This is a genomic window from Arthrobacter rhamnosi (genome assembly GCF_054510975.1).
Genome location: NZ_JBTNDN010000002.1, coordinates 836,758 through 856,365 on the forward strand (window position 1 = coordinate 836,758; position 19,608 = coordinate 856,365).

The 19,608-nt window shown below is 70.4% G+C and carries 19 protein-coding genes and 1 tRNA gene; 12 read left to right on the forward strand and 8 right to left on the reverse strand.

Annotation, left to right across the window (positions count from 1 at the left end; genetic code table 11):
- The first annotated feature begins 12 nt into the window (after positions 1-12).
- Positions 13-1,629 (forward strand): PucR family transcriptional regulator, encoded by a 1,617-nt coding sequence (locus tag ACX80J_RS08250; RefSeq protein ID WP_459347423.1) that lies wholly within the window; start codon positions 13-15, stop codon positions 1,627-1,629.
- On the opposite strand, the gene ACX80J_RS08255 is transcribed toward ACX80J_RS08250, so the two are convergent.
- The gene (locus tag ACX80J_RS08255; protein ID WP_459345946.1) at positions 1,626-2,657 is read right to left on the reverse strand and encodes an FUSC family protein; all 1,032 of its coding nucleotides are present in this window, start codon (positions 2,655-2,657) and stop codon (positions 1,626-1,628) included. The two genes, ACX80J_RS08250 and ACX80J_RS08255, sit on opposite strands and share 4 nt — an antisense overlap.
- 182 nt (positions 2,658-2,839) lie before the next feature.
- Between ACX80J_RS08255 and ACX80J_RS08260 the strand changes: the two genes are divergently transcribed.
- The 5 genes from ACX80J_RS08260 (at position 2,840) to ACX80J_RS08280 (ending at position 6,917) form a co-directional block, all read left to right on the forward strand.
- Positions 2,840-3,082 carry a hypothetical protein gene (locus ACX80J_RS08260; RefSeq protein WP_297363870.1) on the forward strand — a complete coding sequence of 81 codons (243 nt, stop codon included), beginning with the start codon at positions 2,840-2,842 and terminating at the stop codon, positions 3,080-3,082.
- A 146-nt stretch (positions 3,083-3,228) separates the two neighbouring features.
- Positions 3,229-5,505 carry a carbon starvation CstA family protein gene (locus tag ACX80J_RS08265; RefSeq protein ID WP_459347424.1) on the forward strand — a complete coding sequence of 759 codons (2,277 nt, stop codon included), beginning with the start codon at positions 3,229-3,231 and terminating at the stop codon, positions 5,503-5,505.
- The gene (locus tag ACX80J_RS08270) at positions 5,505-5,714 is read left to right on the forward strand and encodes a YbdD/YjiX family protein (RefSeq protein WP_459345948.1); all 210 of its coding nucleotides are present in this window, start codon (positions 5,505-5,507) and stop codon (positions 5,712-5,714) included. Before ACX80J_RS08265 ends, ACX80J_RS08270 begins: the two co-directional genes overlap by 1 nt.
- A 122-nt stretch (positions 5,715-5,836) precedes the next feature.
- A complete protein-coding gene (locus ACX80J_RS08275) occupies positions 5,837-6,454 on the forward strand; it encodes a bacterial proteasome activator family protein (RefSeq protein WP_459347425.1) in 618 nt (205 codons plus the stop codon).
- Between the two features lie 7 nt (positions 6,455-6,461).
- Complete coding sequence (locus ACX80J_RS08280) at positions 6,462-6,917, forward strand: hypothetical protein (protein ID WP_459347426.1); 456 nt, start codon at positions 6,462-6,464, stop codon at positions 6,915-6,917.
- A gap of 35 nt (positions 6,918-6,952) precedes the next feature.
- Here ACX80J_RS08280 and ACX80J_RS08285 read toward each other — a convergent pair whose 3' ends face one another.
- The gene (locus ACX80J_RS08285; protein WP_459347427.1) at positions 6,953-8,485 is read right to left on the reverse strand and encodes a serine/threonine-protein kinase; all 1,533 of its coding nucleotides are present in this window, start codon (positions 8,483-8,485) and stop codon (positions 6,953-6,955) included.
- Positions 8,486-8,606: 121 nt separating this feature from the next.
- Between ACX80J_RS08285 and ACX80J_RS08290 the strand changes: the two genes are divergently transcribed.
- The gene (locus ACX80J_RS08290; RefSeq protein WP_459347428.1) at positions 8,607-9,446 is read left to right on the forward strand and encodes an aldo/keto reductase; all 840 of its coding nucleotides are present in this window, start codon (positions 8,607-8,609) and stop codon (positions 9,444-9,446) included.
- A gap of 292 nt (positions 9,447-9,738) precedes the next feature.
- On the opposite strand, the gene ACX80J_RS08295 is transcribed toward ACX80J_RS08290, so the two are convergent.
- The 4 genes from ACX80J_RS08295 to tmk all read right to left on the reverse strand — a co-directional run bounded on the left by ACX80J_RS08295 (position 9,739) and on the right by tmk (position 13,355).
- Positions 9,739-9,814 (reverse strand) — tRNA-Thr (locus ACX80J_RS08295).
- 117 nt (positions 9,815-9,931) lie between these two features.
- Positions 9,932-11,521, reverse strand: coding sequence for an alpha/beta hydrolase (locus ACX80J_RS08300; RefSeq protein WP_459345953.1), 1,590 nt, complete (start codon positions 11,519-11,521; stop codon positions 9,932-9,934).
- Complete coding sequence (locus ACX80J_RS08305; RefSeq protein ID WP_459347429.1) at positions 11,518-12,711, reverse strand: DNA polymerase III subunit delta'; 1,194 nt, start codon at positions 12,709-12,711, stop codon at positions 11,518-11,520. Before ACX80J_RS08305 ends, ACX80J_RS08300 begins: the two co-directional genes overlap by 4 nt.
- On the reverse strand, positions 12,708-13,355 hold the full coding sequence (tmk, locus tag ACX80J_RS08310) for a dTMP kinase (RefSeq protein WP_459347430.1): 648 nt from the start codon (positions 13,353-13,355) through the stop codon (positions 12,708-12,710). The genes ACX80J_RS08305 and tmk overlap by 4 nt, the downstream gene beginning before the upstream one ends.
- Before the next feature lie 79 nt (positions 13,356-13,434).
- Between tmk and ACX80J_RS08315 the strand changes: the two genes are divergently transcribed.
- On the forward strand, positions 13,435-14,619 hold the full coding sequence (locus ACX80J_RS08315; protein ID WP_459347431.1) for a trans-sulfuration enzyme family protein: 1,185 nt from the start codon (positions 13,435-13,437) through the stop codon (positions 14,617-14,619).
- Positions 14,620-14,702: 83 nt separating this feature from the next.
- Positions 14,703-15,032 carry a DUF2516 family protein gene (locus tag ACX80J_RS08320; protein ID WP_459347432.1) on the forward strand — a complete coding sequence of 110 codons (330 nt, stop codon included), beginning with the start codon at positions 14,703-14,705 and terminating at the stop codon, positions 15,030-15,032.
- 4 nt (positions 15,033-15,036) lie between these two features.
- Here ACX80J_RS08320 and ACX80J_RS08325 read toward each other — a convergent pair whose 3' ends face one another.
- A complete protein-coding gene (locus tag ACX80J_RS08325) occupies positions 15,037-15,837 on the reverse strand; it encodes a class I SAM-dependent methyltransferase (protein WP_459345958.1) in 801 nt (266 codons plus the stop codon).
- A gap of 113 nt (positions 15,838-15,950) precedes the next feature.
- On the opposite strand from ACX80J_RS08325, the gene ACX80J_RS08330 reads away from it, so the two are divergent.
- Entirely contained in the window at positions 15,951-16,697 is a 747-nt protein-coding gene (locus ACX80J_RS08330; protein ID WP_459347433.1) for a phosphoglyceromutase, read from the forward strand.
- Between the two features lie 96 nt (positions 16,698-16,793).
- On the opposite strand, the gene phoU is transcribed toward ACX80J_RS08330, so the two are convergent.
- Positions 16,794-17,453 carry a phosphate signaling complex protein PhoU gene (gene phoU, locus ACX80J_RS08335; protein WP_459345960.1) on the reverse strand — a complete coding sequence of 220 codons (660 nt, stop codon included), beginning with the start codon at positions 17,451-17,453 and terminating at the stop codon, positions 16,794-16,796.
- Positions 17,454-17,623: 170 nt separating this feature from the next.
- Between phoU and ACX80J_RS08340 the strand changes: the two genes are divergently transcribed.
- Together ACX80J_RS08340 and ACX80J_RS08345 are read left to right on the forward strand one after the other, a co-directional pair.
- Complete coding sequence (locus ACX80J_RS08340) at positions 17,624-18,847, forward strand: sensor histidine kinase (protein WP_459347434.1); 1,224 nt, start codon at positions 17,624-17,626, stop codon at positions 18,845-18,847.
- The gene (locus ACX80J_RS08345; RefSeq protein WP_459345962.1) at positions 18,844-19,524 is read left to right on the forward strand and encodes a winged helix-turn-helix domain-containing protein; all 681 of its coding nucleotides are present in this window, start codon (positions 18,844-18,846) and stop codon (positions 19,522-19,524) included. Before ACX80J_RS08340 ends, ACX80J_RS08345 begins: the two co-directional genes overlap by 4 nt.
- The last annotated feature ends 84 nt before the right edge of the window (positions 19,525-19,608 follow it).

The window sequence follows — 19,608 nt, forward strand, 5'->3', positions numbered from 1 at the left end:
GAGTGGTCACTCATGGGACGTATTACACCGGACGAGCTGGTTCCCGCCCCGGCCCGCCCGGGTGTCGTCACGCTCGAGCAGTTCGTCGAGCAGCTGCGGCCCGAGTTGAGGCTGCTCCACGACGGCGGCAGCGGTTCCGAGCTGCTCCGGTGGGTCGAGCCGAGCGAACTCGAGGATCCGACGCCGTACCTTCCCGAGGGCGAGTTCCTGCTGACCTGCGGGTTGCCGTTCCTGGGGGACGGCGGCTCGGAAGCCGGCGTGGATGCCTATGTCCGGCGCCTGGTGGACGCCGGCGTGCCGGCCCTCGGCTTCGGGATCCAGCCCTACTTCGATGCGGTTCCGGACGTGCTCGTGAGCGCCTGCCGACGCCGGAACCTGACCTTGTTCGAAGTCCCCTCGACACTGCCGTTCGCGGCCATCGGACTCGAGTTCTCGCAGCTGCTCGAATCCGAGAACGCCCGGGCGTTCCGCCAGCTGGCGGACACCAACCGGCAGCTCATGCGGGCGGTGCTCTCCCCGAGGCCGGAGCATGAACTCCTGGGTGCGCTGGTGCAGAAGGTGCCCGTGTGGGCCCTCCTGGTAGGGACGGACGGGCGGATCCGTGCCCGCGGGAACAACCCGGAGATCGACCCCGTACTGCTGGCGCCTCTGGTGGAGCGGCTGTTCTCGGGTAGCGGACCCCGTGTGGAGATGGACGGCTTCGAGCAGCCGGGTTCCGCGCTGGTGTACGGACACCCGTTACGGAGCACCAAGGATGCCAACCTCGGTGCCCTGATCCTCGGCTGTGACGCACCCCTGACCGCCGCCCAGAACAGCGTGGTCCAGGCGGCGATCGGCCTGCTGGAGCTCCTGGTGCGGCAGAGGACCAGCGGCTCCCTGGCTCCGAGCCAGCTGGCAACGGCCGTCCTGCTGCATCCCGACAGCCTCACGAACGGTGACACCCGGCAGCTGAACGTGCTCAGGGACCTGCTCGCCCAGAGCCTCTCCTCGACACGATCCGCGCCGATGCGGGTGGTACAGGGCATCAGGGCCGATCCCGCCGATGGCCTTCCGGGTGACGGGCCTATCCGGGAGCTGCTGCAATGGCGGCGGCTGTTCGACACCAAGCTGGTGGAGATCACGGACTACGGTTTCGCCGCGATCACGCGGCTCAGGGTCGACTCCTCCCTCCTGGCCGATATCGAGAGGATGGGCTGGCGCCTCGTCGTCGGCGAGGGGACGGAGCTCTCCGGCCTGGCTGCCGCCTACCAGCGGGTCAGCTCCCTGCGCGCGCGTGTTCAGTCCAGCGGGAGGAGTGTCCGGGCGGACGACGTGACGTGGTCGGTGGCAGGGCTTCTGGGCCGTGAGGCAGGCACCGCCCTGGCAGAGCGCCTTCTGCACCCGGTCCTCTCCCTGGAGCCGCACCGCCGCGACCCCCTGCTCACGGTCCTGAACGGCTGGCTCCACGAGAACGGCAGCTGGGACGGCGCGGCGAAGCGGCTGCAACTGCACCGCAACAGCGTACGGCGGCAGATCGGCGTGCTGGCCGAACTGCTCGGCATGGACCTCGGGAGCGCGCCGGTCCGGGCCGAACTGCTGATCGCCCTCCAGTACCTGGACGAGGTGAACCCCGCGCCGGCGGCGGGCTAGGCGCCGCGTGCGGAAAGCTGCACGGCACGCTGCCGGAGATGCAGGGCCAGCACGAGCGCGATGCCGACTCCGGCCCCGATGAGGGTCTCGACGGCACGATCCGCGAGGAGCACCGCCGGATCGCTCGGGTGCGCCAGTTCCGTGCTGACCAGGGCGAGTGGCGTGACGAACGCCTGCGCGAGGGCGTACTGCCGCAGGATGAACATCTCGGCCGCGAACTGGGCGACGGCGATCACGAGGACGAACTGCCACGCAGCCAGCCCCGGCAGGAGGATCAGCGCCGTCAGGACGAGCCCGGCAACCGTGCCGAGGATCCGCTGCAGCCCCCGGTTGGTGCGTGCCCGTGCCGTCTGTCCCACGAGGGGCACGGTCGCCGCGACCATCGCCCAGTAGGTGTGGCCGATCCCGAGCGCCGTGGCCGCGCTGCCGGCGAGCAGGGCCGCGACGACGTACAGGGCCGACTCCCGGGCCAGTCCGGCCAGGTGCCGCAGCGTGGGCCGGTCCGCCGCCGGGCGCTGCCAGCCCGTGCGGTGACGCGGCCAGAGTGCGCCCGCCTGCCCCAGGAGCACGGCGAACACGACGGTGGCGACCGCCGTGCCGAGTCCCTGCAGCAGCGGGAGCTGTTGGGGGACGGAGGCGATCGCCGCGAAAGCGAAGATGTGGAACAGGGAGCCTCCCGGCCGGAGGCGGAACAGTCCCGCCGCGAAGGTCCCGAGCCCGGCGACCGCGCTGGTGAGCAGGACGAGTCCCCAGGGCCCGACGTCGCCGCGCGAGGCCAGTGCGGCCGCCAGGATCACGGCGAGCATGAGCCCGCCGCCACGGATCTGGGTGGCGAGGCGCTGGCGGTGCGGTTCATTCCGCCCGTAGATGCCGGCGAAGGCCCCGAACGTGGCGAAGACGGCAAGATCGAGGCGTCCGATCAACAGCACCACGAGCAAGGGGACGCCCACTCCGATCGCGCAGCGCAGTGCCGGGTGGTGGTCGTCGGCGGAGGGGGTGATGCTCACCAGGTCGCGGAGGAGGTGCACGGACTGCGGGCTTTCGGTCGGAGGAATCGACGGCGCCGCTGGCATCGGATGGCACGATGCCATCGATCAACCCTACTCCCGTCCGGGCCCGGCCGGCTGGTGCGGAAGCATCATCAGCATGCTTTCGATTCGGCCGTGGCTGTGGAAAGGTTGCAGGACAGTCAACCGGAAGGAGCAGCACAGTGAGTACGCATCACGGCCACGACGGGGACGAGGGCGGACTGGCGCAGGCAGCCGACAGCTTCGCCGAGAACCTCGGCGACCAGGTGCCGGACGGCATCGACAACGGACCGACCGACGACGCGGACGAGCCCGCCGACAGCCGCACCAGGACGCACGCGAGCATCAGCGAGGGCATGAACGCCAACGACGACGAGCCGCCCGCCGTGCTCGGCGACGACGACGGCCCCCGCAGGTCGTCCTGACCGACCGGCTCGGGGAGCGCCGGCCCACCTGCCGCAGGGGCGGGTGCGTTCGGCGCATTCCGTCGCCCGGCAGGCTTGCCATGTGACGCGGCGCTCACTACGTTGCTACCTTCGTGTGCATCACACTCTCGCACCCGAGGAGCATCATGAGTAAGAAGCAGAACGGAGCCCACCGGCACGCCGACGTGCTGGTGACGGATCCGGACCTGCCCGCGGTCGCCGTCGACCCGCAGCAGGCTGAAGCAGAAGACCGCCGGTGGACCCCGGCGAAGATCGCACTGTGGGTAGGCGTCGCACTCCTGGGCGGTATCGCCTGGACCATCCTGGCCATCGTCCGGGGCGAGACGGTGAACGCCATCTGGTTCGTCTTCGCCGCCGTCTGCACCTACCTCATCGCCTACCGGTTCTACTCCAAGTTCATCGAGCGGAACCTCCTGAAGCCCGACGACCGGCGGGCGACCCCCGCCGAGTACAAGGCCGACGGCAAGGACTACGCCGCGACGGACCGCCGCGTCCTGTTCGGCCACCACTTCGCCGCTATCGCCGGCGCGGGTCCGCTGGTGGGCCCCGTCCTCGCCGCGCAGATGGGCTACCTGCCCGGGACCCTCTGGATCATCATCGGCGTCATCTTCGCCGGGGCCGTCCAGGACTACCTCGTGATGTTCTTCTCCATGCGCCGGGGCGGACGCTCGCTCGGCCAGATGGCGCGCGAGGAGCTCGGCGTCATCGGCGGGACCGCGGCGCTGATCGCGACCCTCACGATCATGATCATCATCGTCGCGATCCTCGCCCTCGTCGTCGTGAACGCCCTCGGTGAGAGCCCGTGGGGCGTCTTCTCCGTCTCCATGACCATCCCGATCGCGCTGTTCATGGGCGTGTACCTGCGCTACCTGCGCCCCGGCAGAGTCACCGAGGTCTCCCTCATCGGCTTCGTCCTCCTCCTGCTCGCCATCATCGGCGGCGGCTGGATCGCGGAGACCGGCTGGGGCGCCGAGCTGTTCACGCTGGACCGCGTCACGATCGCCTGGGGCATCATCATCTACGGCTTCATCGCCGCCGTCCTGCCCGTCTGGCTCCTGCTCGCTCCGCGTGACTACCTGTCCACGTTCATGAAGATCGGCACGATCGTCATGCTCGCCGTGGCCATCGTCATCACCCGTCCCGAGATCAGCGTCCCGGCCGTCAGCGAGTACGCCAGTACGGGCACGGGACCGGTCGTCGCGGGCCCGCTGTTCCCGTTCCTCTTCGTCACGATCGCCTGCGGTGCCCTCTCGGGTTTCCACGCCCTGATCTCCTCCGGCACCACCCCGAAGATGATCGAGAAGGAGCGCCAGACGCGCTTCATCGGCTACGGCGGCATGCTCATGGAGTCCTTCGTCGCGATCATGGCGCTCGTCGCCGCCCTGTCGATCGACCGGGGCATCTACTTCGCCATGAACTCGTCCGCCGCGGCGACCGGCGGCACCGTCGAGGGTGCCGTGGCATTCGTCAACGGCCTCGGCCTGACCGGGGTGAACCTCACGCCCGACGTCCTCTCGACGCTCGCCTCCAACGTGGGCGAGGAATCGATCGTCTCCAGGACCGGCGGAGCCCCGACCCTCGCGGTCGGCATCGCGCAGATCATGCACGGCGTCTTCGGCGGTAGCGGCATGATGGCCTTCTGGTACCACTTCGCCATCATGTTCGAGGCGCTGTTCATCCTCACGGCGGTCGACGCCGGAACCCGCGTGGCGCGCTTCATGCTGCAGGACAGCATCGGCAACTTCGTGCCCCGCTTCCGCGACACCTCGTGGCGCGCCGGAGCATGGATCTGCACGGCCATCATGGTCGCCGGCTGGGGAGCGATCCTCATCATGGGCGTGACCGACCCGCTCGGCGGCATCAACACGCTGTTCCCGCTGTTCGGCATCGCCAACCAGCTGCTCGCGGCCATCGCGCTCGCGGTCTGCATGGCCATCTGCGCCAAGCGCGGACTCTTCCGGGTCCTCTGGATCCCGGCACTCCCGCTGGCCTTCGCCGCGGCGGTGACCATCACGGCGTCGTTCCTGAAGATCTTCTCGCCGGTCCCTGCAATCGGTTACTGGGCGCAGAATGCGGCCTTCCGCAATGCCCTCGCGGCGGGCGAGGAGAGCTTCGGCACCGCGAAGACCGTGGCCGCCATGGAGGCCGTGGTCCGCAACACCTCCATCCAGGGCACGCTGTCGATCATCTTCGTGGTGCTCTCGATCATCGTGATCGTGACGGCCATCCTCGCGACCATCAAGGCCTACCGCAACGGTGGCGGCAGGGAGACCGAGGACTCCCCGGTGGCGTCCCGCATCTTCGCGCCGGCCGGCCTGGTGGCGACTCCGGCCGAGAAGGAGCTGGAGTCGCAGTGGGCCGCCCTCGCACCGGGCAGGCGCCCGGCAAGGACAGGACACTGATGAGCGTGCCGCAGGTCCTGCACCGAGCCCGGGACACCGCGCGCGAGCTGGCCTGGCTGTTCAAGGGGGTCATGGGGGAGAACGCCTACCAGGCGTACCTTGACCACCACGAGCGCACCCATCCGGGCGGGCCGCCCATGACCGAGCGTGAGTTCTGGCGGGACAAGACCGACCGCCAGGACGCCAATCCCGAGGGCCGCTGCTGCTAGGCGGCCCGGCACGAAGCCCGGCGCATCCGCAAGGAGCGCCGGGCTTCGTCGCGTGTGGCGGTGGTCCTGGGCGACACCGATCCGGAGTGCCCGGCGGGCGGCGGTTGTGGGAGCATAGCGTCATGACGGAACAGCAGCCGGCCAGCCCCTTCGACCCCGTTCCCGGTACCGTGCACGACGCCCCGGGCAGCGCTCAGGGGGGTACCGCGGGCGACGGCCAGACGGAGGGCGCCCCGGGCGGGCGCCCCACATCCCTCGCGGAGCTCGTGGACCAACCCGCGAAGGTCATGCGCATCGGCACCATGCTCAAGCAACTGCTCGAGGAGGTCCGCTCCGCGCCGCTCGACGACGCCGGCCGCACCCTGCTCGCCTCCATCCACGAGCGTTCGGTCAAGGAGCTCGAGGACGGCCTCGCTCCCGAACTGGTCGAGGAGCTGCACCGCATCAACCTGCCCTTCGGTGACGACTCCGTACCGACCGACGCCGAACTGCGCGTCGCGCAGGCCCAGCTCGTCGGCTGGCTCGAAGGCCTGTTCCACGGGATCCAGGCGGCGCTCGCTGCGCAGCAGATGGCCAACCAGCAGCTGGCCGCGCGGCTCCAGCTCCGCCAGCTCCCTCCTGGCACAGTGATCGCCCCCGGCGTCGTCATCGGTGAGGACGGCGAACCACGGCGCACCCCGCCCGCACGTCATGCCCAGGCAGCCCCGGCGGACAGCCACGGGCCCGGGCAGTACCTGTAACGCCTAGGTGGCATTCTTCGCGGCGGCGCGGCAGGGACGGAAGGACGACGCCGAGCTGGGTACAGGGGTGTGGCGGCGGGCGCACGACCGTTTCCGGCGGGGGCTCGACCGGTACCACCAGATCCTCGAGGGCATCGAGGACGACGACGTCTACAACGAACTCGTGGTCGTCGCCAACGACCTCGGCGCCATGCTGCCCCGCGTGCGGGCGATCTGCGTGAGCGCCCAGGCGTCCTCACCGAGCAACGGGCTCGACATCCCCGGCGCTCTCATGCAGGTACACCGGGCGCTGTCCCGCGCGGGCAACACCCTCGCGACGACGGCGGAGGCGGCCGCGATGACGAGGCTCGACGGCGAGCGGTGGGGCATCGCATCCTCGGGGCTGGACAACGTGCGGCGCCGGGCTCAGCTGGTCGCCGACGACGTCGAGGAGGCGGAGCGCTCCATGCCGGGTGCCCGGTAGGACGGCAGTAGGGAGGACGGCTCAGGAGGACGCGCTCAGTAGTACAGCAGCGTGCTCGCCGGAGCGACCGCGATGTCCCAGACCCCGAATTCCCGCCCGCCGCACATGCCTCGCTCGCCGGTCGGGACCGCACGGATGAACGGCGTCGGCCGGCCCGAGTCCACGTAGGGGTAGCCGCGCTCGTTCAGGACGGTCAGCACGCGCCGGTCCGGAGGGTCGCCGGCACCGGTCCGGAGGGACGACACCCGCTGGTACGCCGAGAAGCCGTCGGGCCAGCGGAGGAGGGCCGCGCGGGAGTTGAACTCGAACCAGACGCAGGCCTCCCCGTCCCGAGCGCTCCCGTGGAAGGTGCCGAGCTGGTGCGCCGGCAGGTTCTGCGCGTCCCGGCCCGGTGGCGGCCGCATGCCGATGATCGCGTCCGGGTCCAGGGACCCCGGCGCCTCACCACTGGTCGCCAGCCGAAGTTCCTCGACCGGCAGCGTCCGGATGGCCTCGCGCAGTTCATTCGGCAGGGGAACGGGATCGCCGGTGACCGTCGTGGCCTCCGGGGACCGGCGGTCGACCAGTGTCAGCACCGAGCCGTTCCCCTCGATCGGGGCGAGGTCGCCGTCGGCGTTCCGCACGAGGAACATCAGCTGGTGGGGCGGGAAGATGTCGCGGGTGTGGGGGCGTTCGAGGGAGCTCCGCCCGGTCATGTCCAGGGTGAGGACGTCCCGCGCCGCCTCGCCCTTCACGACCTGCACCACGGACGCGTGGCGAAGGATCCGTATCCGGCCATTGATCAGCGTGGGCTCCACGCGGGACTGCACCACGACGGCGACGACGTCGGCGAGGGCGAACAGGCGTGCCGTCTCCTGGGCGGGGCCGGGGGCCGGGCGCGGGACCAGGGCCAGGGCGAATGCGGCCAGCGTCAGGAGGCAGGAGCCGCCGACGATCGCCGGGCTCCTCCGGGTCCGCGCCGCGTGCCCGCCACCGGGTGGGAAGGCCGGGTCCGGATCCTCGGAGGTTCCCAGCGGCGTGCGGGCATCGGCCGCCACGGCAGCGAGCGGGGTGCTGAAGGCGAGATCCTCGGCCGTCACGGCGCGGGCCGGGTCGGCGGCGGAGAGGACGGCGGCGAAGGCCTCAGCCGAGGCCGGTTCCGGGAACAGCAGCCGTGCACAGGCGGCTTCGACGACGGGGAGCAGGTCGGCCTCCTGCTGCGAGGCACGTGCTGCCTCCCCGGCACTGAGGCCGTCCCAGTGGCAGAGCAGGAGGAGTTCACGCTCGCCGGGGGACAGCGATGCCAGGGCGTACTGCAGGTCCGGGACGCCCTGGACGCGAGGAGGAAGCGCCGGCGGCAGGTACCGTTCGAGGGCTGCGTGCGCCGTCGCCAGCACCGGAAGGCGCCCCGGGATGCCGTCGGAGGCCCCAGCGGAGGGATCAGGTGTCGCGGGGCTTCCGGCGTCCAGCGCCTCGACCGCCTCGAGCGCCACCTCCGAGGCGAGTCGCGTGGACAGCGAGCGCCGGTAGGCGTATCGGTAGGCGTCGTCGTGGAGGGCCGCCCGTACCCTGTCTTCCGTTGCCTGCATATCCCGCCGCCAGCCGACATCCGACCTGCGCGCTCGGGTTCTGTCGGACCAGATGCGCCGCAGGCTGATAGTTGTCAGGGGGAACAGAAATAAATGGGAGCCGCCGCTGGTTCCCGCCTGTATGACTACTTCACCAAATCTTACGCTCAACGACGGCCACGAGATCCCGCAGCTCGGGTACGGAGTGTGGCAGGTCGAGGACACCGTCGCCGAGGACGTCGTGGGCCGGGCCTTCAAGGCGGGGTACCGCCACATCGACACCGCCAGGATCTACGGCAATGAGGCCGGTGTCGGCCGTGCCATCGCCGCTTCGGGTCTGGGCGCCGACGAGATGTTCATTACCACCAAGCTGTGGAACGCGGACCAGGGCTACGACAGCACCCTCAGGGCGTTCGACGAGTCGATGGAACGCCTCGGACTCGAGACCCTCGACCTCTACCTCATCCACTGGCTGCAGCCCAAGCAGGGCAAGTACCTCGACACGTGGAAGGCCTTCATCGAACTGCAGAAGCAGGGGCGCGTGAAGAGCATCGGTGTCTCCAACTTCACCGTCGAGGCACTCAACGAGATCATCGACGGGACCGGCGTGGTCCCCGTGCTCAACCAGGTCGAGACCCACCCGTACCTGAACCAGTCCGAGCTCCGGGCCTTCGAGGCCGAGAAGGGCATCCTGCACGAGTCCTGGTCGCCCCTCGGCTCGGGCAAGGGACTGCTCGACGACGCCGTGCTGCAGGAGATCGCCCGGAAGCGGAACGCCACTCCCGCGCAGGTCGTCCTCGCCTGGCACCTTGCGCTCGGCAATATCGTGATCCCGAAGTCGGTCACGGAGTCCCGCATCGTCGAGAACTGGGAGTCCCTCGACGTGACGCTCGAGGACGAGGACATCGAGGCCATCAACGGACTCGACAAGGGCCCCGCGGGACGCATCGGCGCCGACCCTGCGACGTCCGACTTCGCCTAGCCCCATCCCTGGCAGATCGCGACTGCCGACCGAAGGAGCCGCCCGGCACTGCCGGGCGGCTCTTTCGTGTCAGGGAAGGGTCTGCGTCGGCCCGGAGCTAACAGACTCTCCGCACACTGGCGAGGGGTCCGGGTACCCGGAATTCCCCGTTGCCCATTGAAATCAGCGCGACCTAGCCTGTCCCCACCTGTTCGGACACCCTGCGGCGAGTACCTCCGGGTGCCCGCCGCATCCGTCGTGCCGGGAATCAGGGCATGGAAAAGCCCCGGCGGGGTACCGTCCGGGGCTTCGGTGGAGCCTCCTGCCAGAGTCGAACTGGCGACCTTCTCATTACGAGTGAGACGCTCTACCGACTGAGCTAAGGAGGCAATGCTTCCTGGTCCGGGCGATGCCCGGGGCCGATCCACAAGCCACAACTTTATAGGAGGTTCCGGCCCGGGGTCAAAATGGGTGCGTCCCGGGCGCCGGCGGGACGTGCCGGGCGGTCAGCAGCGCGCCCCGTCCTCCGGGACCGTTCCGTCGGTGAAGTAGGAATCGACGATGTCCAGGATGCAGTCGTTGGACCGGCCGTATGCGGTGTGTCCTTCGCCCTCCCACGTGACGTGCACGCCGGACTCGAGCTGCTCCGCGAGCGCGGTGGACCACTCGTAGGGGGTTGCAGGATCGCCCGTGGTGCCGATGACGAGGATCGGGTCCGCGCCTTCCGCCCGCAGGGGGGCCGGCCCGAGGACCGGCGGGTACTTCCACGGTGCACAGGTCAGACCGCCGTAGGCCAGGAACCGGCCGAACGTGGGCGACGCGGCGACGAGCTCCCGCTCGTCCGCCCGCATCTGGTCCGGGTCGCTGGTCATCGGGTAGTCGAGGCAGTTCACGGCGAGGAAGGCCGCCGACGAGTTGGTCGCATAGGTGCCGTCCGGCTCGCGCTCGGCTGAGAGGTCGGCGAGGAACAGCATGCTGGAGGCGTCACCGTCCAGTGCCGAGCTGACCGCCTGCGTCAGGGTGGGCCAGTTCCCGTTGTCGTAGAGCGGCAGGATGAAGCCCTGGACGAAGGTGAAGATCGGCACGAGGCGGCCGTCCTCAGCCTTCATCGGCTGCCGCTCCACGGCGGCGAACAGGTCCTGGATCTGGCGCACGCCGTCGTCGACCGTTCCCGGATAGGGGCACTCTGCGCCCTGCTGGCAATCGGCGACGTACGCGCGCACGGCCTTCTCGAAGCCGACTGCCTGACCGAGCGTGACGTCCTCGCTGCTGAGCGACGGATCGATCGCGCCGTCGAGGACGAGGCGTCCCACCCGATCGGGGAACAGGTCGGCGTAGGTCGCGCCGAGCTGGGTCCCGTAGGAGAAGCCGAGATAGTTCAGCTTCTCGTCGCTGACGACCGCCCGCAGGATGTCCATGTCGCGTGCCGCCGACTCGGTGTCCACGAACCCGAGGAGTTCCCCCGTGCGCTGGGCGCACAGGTCCGCGTACTCCTTCGCGTCCGCCGCCATGAGCGCCAGGAGCTCGTCGTCCGTCGCGTCGGCCGGGTAGCTCTCCTGTCGCGCCGCATCGGCCTCCGCGTCGGTGTAGCACTTCACGGCGCTGGACCGGTTGACCCCCCGGGGATCGAACCCGAGGATGTCGTAGTCCTCGCGCAGCCGGTCGCTGGCGACGTAGTCGAGGGAGTCCTTCACGATGTTGACGCCGGACCCTCCGGGCCCTCCCGGGTTGACCAGGATGGTGCCCTGGGCCTCGCCCGTGGCGTCGGACCGGATGGCGGCGATGTCGATGCTGCTGCGGCCCGGGTCGCTGTAGTCCAGCGGTACCTCGACCGTGGCGCAGGAGAAGGACCCCTCGCACCACTCCCACTGCACCTCCTGCGTGTAGAAGCCGCGGAGGTCCTCGTCGATCTCGCCGATCGCGGCGGGTTCTGCTGTCTCCACGCCGGAGACGGGGGACTCCGCCCGGTTCTCGGGGGCGAACAGCGAGCACCCGGACACGCCGAGCACGACGGCGGCGGCCGCCAGGACCCCGGCGGCACGACGGCGGGGTGTCCTGCCGGGAGGGGCGAGTCGGTGGAGCGGCCCGAGGGTCATCGGTCGAGGTCCTTCCGGGAGAGGAGGCTCACGGTCATCGCTTCGATCGCGAGGAGCGGGGACACGTTGGTGCTGACGAGTCTCGTGCGGACTTCGTTGATGGCCTCGAGCCGCAGGAGGGTGTCCTCCGCGCTCTCCCGGCGGGCGAACTCCTCGAGCTCGGGCCGCAGGGGCTCGTTGACCAGCGACTGCCCGCTGGACACCTGCAGCATGAGCACGTCCCGGTAGAAGGAGATGAGGTCGGTCAGGGCGCGGTCGAAGTAGTCGTTCTTGGACCGCTTGGCCCGCCGCGTCTGGTCCTCCTCGAGGCGCTTGATCTGCGCCCGCATGGACGGCGGGAGGGTGCCGGTCTCCGGGGCGCCGAGGGTTGCGAGCAGGGCGGCCCGCTCCTCGGCGTCGCGCTGCTCGAAGGAACTCTGCGCTTCCGCCTCGGCCAGCTTCACCAGGTCCGCCGCCGCGCGCATGGCACCCGCCACGGAGCGCAACGTCAGCGGCAGCCGGATGATCTGGTTGCGCCGTTCCCGCGCGCCCTCATCGGTGGCAAGCCTCTTCGCCACCCCGATGTGGCTCTGGGCCGCACGCGCGGCCGCTTCCGCCGTCGCGGGGTCGATGCCGTCGCGGGCCACGAGCAGGTCCGCGACATCCTGGACGGGCGGCAGCCGGAGGCCCACCGACCGGCAGCGGGACCGGATGGTGACGAGCACGTCGCCCGGGCTGGGGGCGCAGAGCAGCCAGATGGTCCGCGGCGGCGGCTCCTCGATGGCCTTGAGCAGCACATTGGTGCTGCGCTCCTGCATGCGGTCGGCGTCCTCGACGATGATGATGCGCCAGCGCCCCGTCGAGGGCTTGTCCTGTGCCTTGCGGACGAGTTCACGGGCCTCGTCGATGCTGATGGTCACCTTCTCCGTGGTGACGTTGGTGAGGTCGGCGTGCGTGCCGGAGAGGACGGTGTGGCAGGCCTTGCAGGTGCCGCAGCCGCGCTCGCCGAGCTCCTCGCGCTCGCAGAGGAGCGCCGCGGCGAAGGCGCGGGCCGCGTTGGAGCGCCCGGAGCCCGGCGGGCCGGTGAAGAGCCAGGCATGGGTGGGGGCACCGGACTGGGCGGCGCGGCGCAGCTGCTCCACGACCTGCTCCTGCCCACGCAGCTCCGCCCACACGCCCGTCGCGGGAAGGCCGTGCGCCACAACGCTCATGCGGTGACCCGGGGCAGGGCGTCGAGGATGGCGCGGTGGAGTTCCTCGGGTGGAGCGGACGCGGCCAGCACGAGGTAGCGTCCGGGCTCCTGGCGCGCGAGGTCCAGAAAGGCGGACCGGATACTGGCGTGGAAGCCGTCGGGCTCGGACTCGAGGCGGTCCTCCGGGGCGGCACCCGCGGTGCGGCGGCTGCGGCCCTCCGCCGGGTCGACGTCGAGCAGCACGGTGAGGTCGGGGCGGAGGCCGTCGGTGGCCCAGAGGTTCACGTCGAGGACGGCCTGCGGTCCGAGCCCGCGGCCCGCTCCCTGGTACGCGACGGAGGAATCGATGTAGCGGTCGCACACCACGACCTCGCCGCGCTGCAGGGCGGGAACGATCACCTGGTGGACGTGCGCCGCACGCGAGGCCGCGAACATCAGGGCTTCGGTCCGGGCATCGATATCGCCGTGCCCGTGCTCGAGCACGAGCGAGCGCAGCGTCTCCCCGATCGGGGTGCCGCCGGGCTCGCGCGTGCGCACCACGGTGCGGCCGGTGTCCTCGAGAGCGCGGCACAGCAGTGCCGCCTGCGTGGACTTGCCGGCGCCGTCGCCGCCCTCGAGTGCGAGAAAGAGCCCGGGAAGCCCGTGCGGGAGGGGAAAGGTCACGGGCCCAGCCTACCGAGTGGTGGCGACCTTTCCCGGTAACACTTGCAGGGGCCGTCGAGCCCGGCACTAGGCTCGTGCCATGGAACTTGAGCGCTCCGCCCTCGCCCCGGACACCCTCACCGTCGCCGCAGGACGTCCTCCCCGCGAGCACGATGCGCCCGTCAATCCGCCCCTCATCCTCTCGACGACGTACCACGAGACACGCGCACCGGAGGCGGGCGACCGTATCTACGCGCGCGGCTCCAACCCCACGTGGGACCCGTTCGAGGAGGCGCTCGGCGCCCTCGAGGGCGCCGACCTGCCGGCACTCGTCTTCGGGTCGGGACTCGGCGCGGCCGCGGCCGCACTGTCCCTCGTGCCCACCGGCGGTGCGGTCGTCATGCCGCGCCACGCCTATGCCGGATCGATCAGCCTCGCCGCCGACCTCGCCGCCCAGGGCCGCTTCGAACTGCGCACCGTGGACATCGCGAACACCCCGTCCGTCCTCGCGGAACTCGACGCGCTCGCCGCCCGGTTCGACGCCGGCTCGGTGATGCTATGGCTCGAGAGCCCCACGAATCCGATGCTCGAGGTCGCCGAGCTGTCCGTCCTGACCGACGCCGCCCATGCGACCGGCGCCGTCGTCGTCGCCGACAACACCTTCAACACGCCCATCGTCCACCGGCCGCTCGAAGCCGGGGTCGACGTCGTGCTCCACTCGGTCACCAAGTGGCTCGCCGGCCACTCCGACGTCGTCCTCGGGGCGCTGATCACCTCGGACGCGGCGCTCCGCGACCGGCTCCTGGCACACCGGACCCTGCACGGCGCCATCGCGGGCCCGTTCGAGGTGTGGCTCGCCCTGCGCGGACTGCGCACCCTCGCCCTGCGCATGGAACGGAGTCAGGGGACCGCGGCCTCGCTGGCACTTCGGCTCGCGGACCACCCCGCCGTCCGCCGCGTGCGCTACCCGGGCCTCCCCACGGACCCGGGGCACGAGCGCGCCGCCGCGCAGTTCAACGGCTTCGGTGGCATCGTCAGCATCGAGCTCGACGACGTCGCCACGGCCGACGCCCTCGTCGCCGCCGTCCGCCTGTGGCTGCCGGCCACGTCGCTCGGCGGAGTGGAATCGCTGATCGAACGACGGCGGCGGCAGCCCGCCGAACCGGTCACGGTACCGGAGGCCCTCGTGCGCCTGTCCGTCGGCATCGAGAACCCCGAGGACCTGTGGGCGGACCTCGACTCCGCGCTGCGCGTCGCGGCCGGCCCGCGCGACGGCGGGCTCTGACCTCCCGGAAGCGCGGATAGGCCCGTTCGCGCTGGTCGACATCGCCGGTGCGCGGCCGCAGGCAGGGCCGCTAAGCTGGGTCCGTGGCTCTCGTCTTCGAAATCCAGCGTTACCTGTACCTCGTGCTCGGCCTGATCGCCCTGGGCATCGAGGTGTGGGCCTTCTCCGACTGCCTGCGCCGTCCCGGGACGGCCTTCGAAGCCGCCTTCAAGCGCACCAAGGGTTTCTGGCTCGCCCTCACCGGCGGTGCCGTCGTTGTCGGCCTGCTGTCCGCACTCAGCGGTCGGGGCGGCTTCAACCTCTTCCAGCTCGTCGCCATCGTGGCGGCGTGCGTGTACCTCGCGGACGTGAAGCCGGCCGTCAGCCAGACCTCGGGCCGCGGTGGGAACTACGGCCCCTACGGTCCCTGGTAGGACCCTAGCCGGGCCTCACGGCCTCCCACGCCACGGTGATCTCCCCGAGGCGCCAGCGTGATGCGCCGTCCAGCAGCGGCCAGCCAGCCGCCTTCAGGGCGCCGCACATCGCCACCCACCGCTGCCGATGGCCGAAGGACGCGAGCGCTGCGGCGTCGAGCCAGGCCCGGTCCAGGGCCCGAAGGTAGGCGTGGACCGGCTCGCCCTCCACGTTGCGGTGGATCAGTGCCTTGGGCAGCCGTTCCGCCACGTCGGAGGGGACGGTGAACGCCCCGAACCGCAGCGAGATGCTCAGCGACACAGGTCCGCCGGTGTCCAGGGCAGCCCAGGTGGACCGCCGCCCGATCTCGTCGCACGTCCCGTCGACGAACAGCCCGTCGGGTGCAAGCCGGGAGCGGACCTCGTCCCAGTACGCCGCGTACTCGTCCTCGCCGTACTGACGCAGCACGTTGAACGCGCGCACGAAGACCGGCAGCCGGCCATCCAGCGGAAGCTCGAAGCCGCCCTGACGGAACGTGAGCCCGGGCCGGGCGAGGGGTTCGGCCGCGGCCACGCGCGCCGGGTCGATCTCGATGCCGACCACCTCGACGTCGTCCCGCACGGACCGCAGGCGGGTGAACAGTTCGACGGCGGTGACCGGAGCCGCGCCGTACCCGAGGTCGACCACGAGCGGATCGGCGGCCCGGCGGAGCCGGTGCCCCTGCGGGCCGGCGAGCCAGCGGTCCACCCGGCGGAGCCGGTTCGGGTTGGTGGTGCCGCGGGTGATGGTCCCGAGCGGCTTCGGGGGACGGGGACGCGGGGGCACCCATCAAGGCTAGGGCACGCGCCCGACCGCACTGCCGACGGCCCCGCTTAACACTGGCGGACCAGGGGCGGGCCGGAATGACCGGCGCAGCGCGATACGGCAGACTAGGAGCCATGACCTACACACTGATCCTGCTGCGCCACGGGCAGAGCGAATGGAACGAGAAGAACCTCTTCACCGGCTGGGTGGACGTCGCCCTCACGGAGAAGGGCCGCGAGGAAGCCACCCGCGGCGGCCATCTCCTGACCGAGGCCGGCATCCTTCCCGACATCGTCTACACGTCTCGGCAGAAGCGCGCCATCATCACCGCGAATCTCGCGCTGGAGGCCGCCGACCGCAGCTGGATCGACGTCAAGCGCAACTGGCGCCTCAACGAGCGCCACTACGGCGCGCTGCAGGGCAAGGACAAGGCACAGACCCTCGCTGAGTACGGCGAGCAGCAGTTCATGGAATGGCGCCGGTCCTACGACACCCCGCCGCCGCCCCTCGACGACGCCAGCGAGTACTCGCAGGCCAACGACCCGCGCTACGCGGACCTCGGCGACGACGTCCCGCGCACCGAGTGCCTCAAGGACGTCCTCGACCGCTTCCTGCCGTACTGGGAGTCGGACATCACCGCGGACATCAGGGACGGCAGGACCGTGCTGATCGCCGCCCACGGCAACTCCCTCCGCGCCCTCGTGAAGCACCTCGACGGGATCAGCGACAAGGACATCGCGGCGCTGAACATCCCCACCGGCATCCCGCTCGTGTACGAGCTCGACGAGGACCTCAAGCCCGTCAAGGCCGGCGGTACCTACCTCGACGCCGAGGCGGCAGCCGCCGCCATCGAGGCCGTGGCGAACCAGGGCAAGCACTAGCCCTTCCGCGTCGGAGCACGGACGAACAGGAACGGCGGCGGCCCCCGAGGGGACCGCCGCCGTTCCGATCCTGCGGGCCCGCAGGCCCGGCAGTGGTCAGTTCAGCGGAGCGCTGGGCTGCCACTCGCCGGTGACGAGGTACGCCACCTTGCGGGCCACCGAGACGCCGTGGTCCGCGAAGCGCTCGTAGTAGCGGCTGGCGAGGGTGACGTCGACGGTCGTCGGCGCGGTCTCGTTCCAGTCCTCCGCGGCGACGGCCCTGAAGACACTGGCGTGCAGTTCGTTCACGCGGATGTTCGCGGTGTCGATCTCGTTGCTCAGTTCGAGGTTCCGGGTCTCCAGGAGTTCGGTGACCTTCGCGGCGATCTGCACGTCGAGGTCGGCGAGTTCGTCGAACGTGGGTCGGATGCTCTCCGGGATCACGTTCGCGGGGTACCGCAGGCGCGCGAGCTGCGCCACGTGCCGGGCCAGGTCGCCCATGCGCTCGAGCGACGCGCTCATCCTCAGCGCACCCACGATCATGCGGAGGTCGGAGGCCACGGGCCCCTGGAGGGCGAGGATGTCGATCGCCCGCTCGTCGAGGGAGTTCTGCAGGAAGTCGATCCGCGCGTCGGCGGCGATGACCTCCTGCGCGAGCTCGGTGTCGGCACCCTGGAAAGCGCTGTTGGCTTTCTGGATGGCCTCGGACACCAGCTGCGAGATCTCGATCAGCTCCTCGCCGATCTGGTGTAGCTCGGCCTGAAAAACCTTGCGCACGTGGGCGTCCTTCCCTGGAAGTATCGGTTCAACCGTTGTCACAGTTCTGCCGACGAGCATTCCAGCCAGCGGTGAACTGTTTCCCCGCTTTACGTGAACGTTAGTTGAACCCCTTACCTATTGCCACCGGAGGGGCCCGGGCCCGAAATCGCAGAGCATAAGCTAGGTCCGTGGACCCCCTTCTCCTGACGCTCGTGGCCGGGCTGGTAGGCCTGGCCCTCGGCGTGGGCGGCATGGCAGCCTTCCGTGCGAGCGAGGCGCAGCGGCTCCGGCTCCGCTACGAGGACGAACCCTCCCTGCCCGACGGCGCCGCCGAGGTGCTCTCGATCATCGGGCGCGCCTACGTCATCGTGGACGCGATCGACGGCGTCGTGCGGGCGAGTCCCGCCGCCTACGCCTTCGGCCTCGTCCGCGGGCACACCGTGGTCCACTCCGAACTGCTCGACCTCACGGCACGCGTCCGGCGCGACGGCGTCATCGAGCAGGAACAGCTCGAGCTCCCCCGCGGCCCCTTTGGACAGGGGACCATCGTGGTGCAGGTCCGTGTCGCCGCCCTCGGCACCGAATACATCCTGATCCTCGCCGACGATCGCACGGAGATCACCCGTAGCGAGGAGATCCGCAACGACTTCGTCGCCAACGTGTCCCACGAGCTGAAGACACCGGTGGGCGCGATCTCCCTCCTCGCGGAGGCCATCGACGACGCCGCCGAGGACGAGGTGGCCGTGCGCCGCTTCGCCCAGCGCATGCACAAGGAGTCCGGCCGCCTGTCCGCCCTCGTCCAGGACATCATCGAGCTCTCCCGCCTGCAGGGCGCCGACGTCGTGCGCCGGGGGAAGCCCGTGGACATCAACTCGGTCATCGTCGAGGCCGTGGACCGCAACAAGCTGCCCGCCGAGAGCAAGCAGATCGACATCGTCGTCGGCGGCTCGGTCTCCCTGCCCGTGTACGGCGATCACGATCTCCTGATGACGGCCTTCCGCAACCTCATCGACAACGCCATCCGCTACTCGCCGGAGGGTACCCGCGTCGGCGTGGGCGTCCGGTCCCGGGACGGCCTCGTCCAGGTCTCCGTCACCGACCAGGGCCCGGGGATCACGCCCGAGGAACAGGAACGCATCTTCGAACGGTTCTACCGCATCGACGCCGCGCGGTCCCGCCAGACCGGCGGCACCGGCCTGGGCCTCAGCATCGTCAAGCACGTCGTGTCCAACCACGGCGGCGAGGTGACGGTGTGGTCGCAGGCCGGCCAGGGAAGCACCTTCACCGTCCGCCTGCCCGAGATGGAGAGCGCCCCCGAGGACGGCGCAACGGGGTCGACAGGGCAGCAGTCCGACCGGAAGACCGTCAAGAGGGGCAGCACCGCTGTCCAGGAGCAGGGAGTCAAGGCGTGAGCCGCATTCTGATCGTCGAGGACGAGGAGTCGTTCAGTGACCCGCTGTCCTACCTCCTCGGCAAGGAAGGCTTCGAGGTGTCCGTGGTGGACAACGGCCTCGACGCCGTCACCGAGTTCGACCGCGCGGGCGCGGACCTCGTGCTGCTGGACCTCCAGCTTCCGGGACTGTCCGGCACGGAGGTCTGCCGCCAGCTGCGCCAGCGCTCCAACGTCCCGGTCATCATGCTCACCGCGAAGGACGCCGAGATCGACAAGGTGGTGGGGCTGGAGCTCGGTGCCGACGACTACGTCACCAAGCCGTACTCGTCGCGCGAGCTCGTGGCCCGCGTCCGGGCGGTGCTCCGGCGCCAGGGCGAACCCGAGGAGCTCGTCTCCACCACCGTCCAGGCCGGGCCTGTCCGGATGGACATCGAACGCCATGTGGTGAGTGTCGACGGCGAGCAGGTAGCCCTCCCGCTCAAGGAGTTCGAGCTGCTGGAGATGCTGCTCAGGAACTCGGGCAGGGTCCTGACGCGCGGTCAGCTGATCGACCGCGTCTGGGGGTCGGACTACGTGGGGGACACGAAGACCCTCGACGTGCACGTCAAGCGGTTGCGCAGCAAGCTGGAGCCGGACCCCTCGAACCCCCGCTACCTCATCACGGTCCGCGGCCTCGGCTACAAGTACGAGCCCTGAGCCGCCCCCGCACCCGGCGCTCCCCTCGGGAGACAGGAATGCCCGCCTCCGATCGATTGGAGGCGGGCATGTCCATCGGTGGAG

What these genes read in the sequence shown, in the direction of transcription:
- ACX80J_RS08305 (WP_459347429.1), bottom strand. Translation starts at nt 12,711, where the DNA reads ATGAGCGTTGTGGCGCACGGCCTTCCCGCGACGGGCGTGTGGGCGGAG.
- ACX80J_RS08300 (WP_459345953.1), bottom strand. Translation starts at nt 11,521, where the DNA reads ATGACCCTCGGGCCGCTCCACCGACTCGCCCCTCCCGGCAGGACACCC.
- ACX80J_RS08315 (WP_459347431.1), top strand. Translation starts at nt 13,435, where the DNA reads ATGGAACTTGAGCGCTCCGCCCTCGCCCCGGACACCCTCACCGTCGCC.
- ACX80J_RS08330 (WP_459347433.1), top strand. Translation starts at nt 15,951, where the DNA reads ATGACCTACACACTGATCCTGCTGCGCCACGGGCAGAGCGAATGGAAC.
- ACX80J_RS08250 (WP_459347423.1), top strand. Translation starts at nt 13, where the DNA reads ATGGGACGTATTACACCGGACGAGCTGGTTCCCGCCCCGGCCCGCCCG.
- ACX80J_RS08270 (WP_459345948.1), top strand. Translation starts at nt 5,505, where the DNA reads ATGAGCGTGCCGCAGGTCCTGCACCGAGCCCGGGACACCGCGCGCGAG.
- ACX80J_RS08275 (WP_459347425.1), top strand. Translation starts at nt 5,837, where the DNA reads ATGACGGAACAGCAGCCGGCCAGCCCCTTCGACCCCGTTCCCGGTACC.
- ACX80J_RS08290 (WP_459347428.1), top strand. Translation starts at nt 8,607, where the DNA reads ATGACTACTTCACCAAATCTTACGCTCAACGACGGCCACGAGATCCCG.
- ACX80J_RS08285 (WP_459347427.1), bottom strand. Translation starts at nt 8,485, where the DNA reads ATGCAGGCAACGGAAGACAGGGTACGGGCGGCCCTCCACGACGACGCC.
- ACX80J_RS08265 (WP_459347424.1), top strand. Translation starts at nt 3,229, where the DNA reads ATGAGTAAGAAGCAGAACGGAGCCCACCGGCACGCCGACGTGCTGGTG.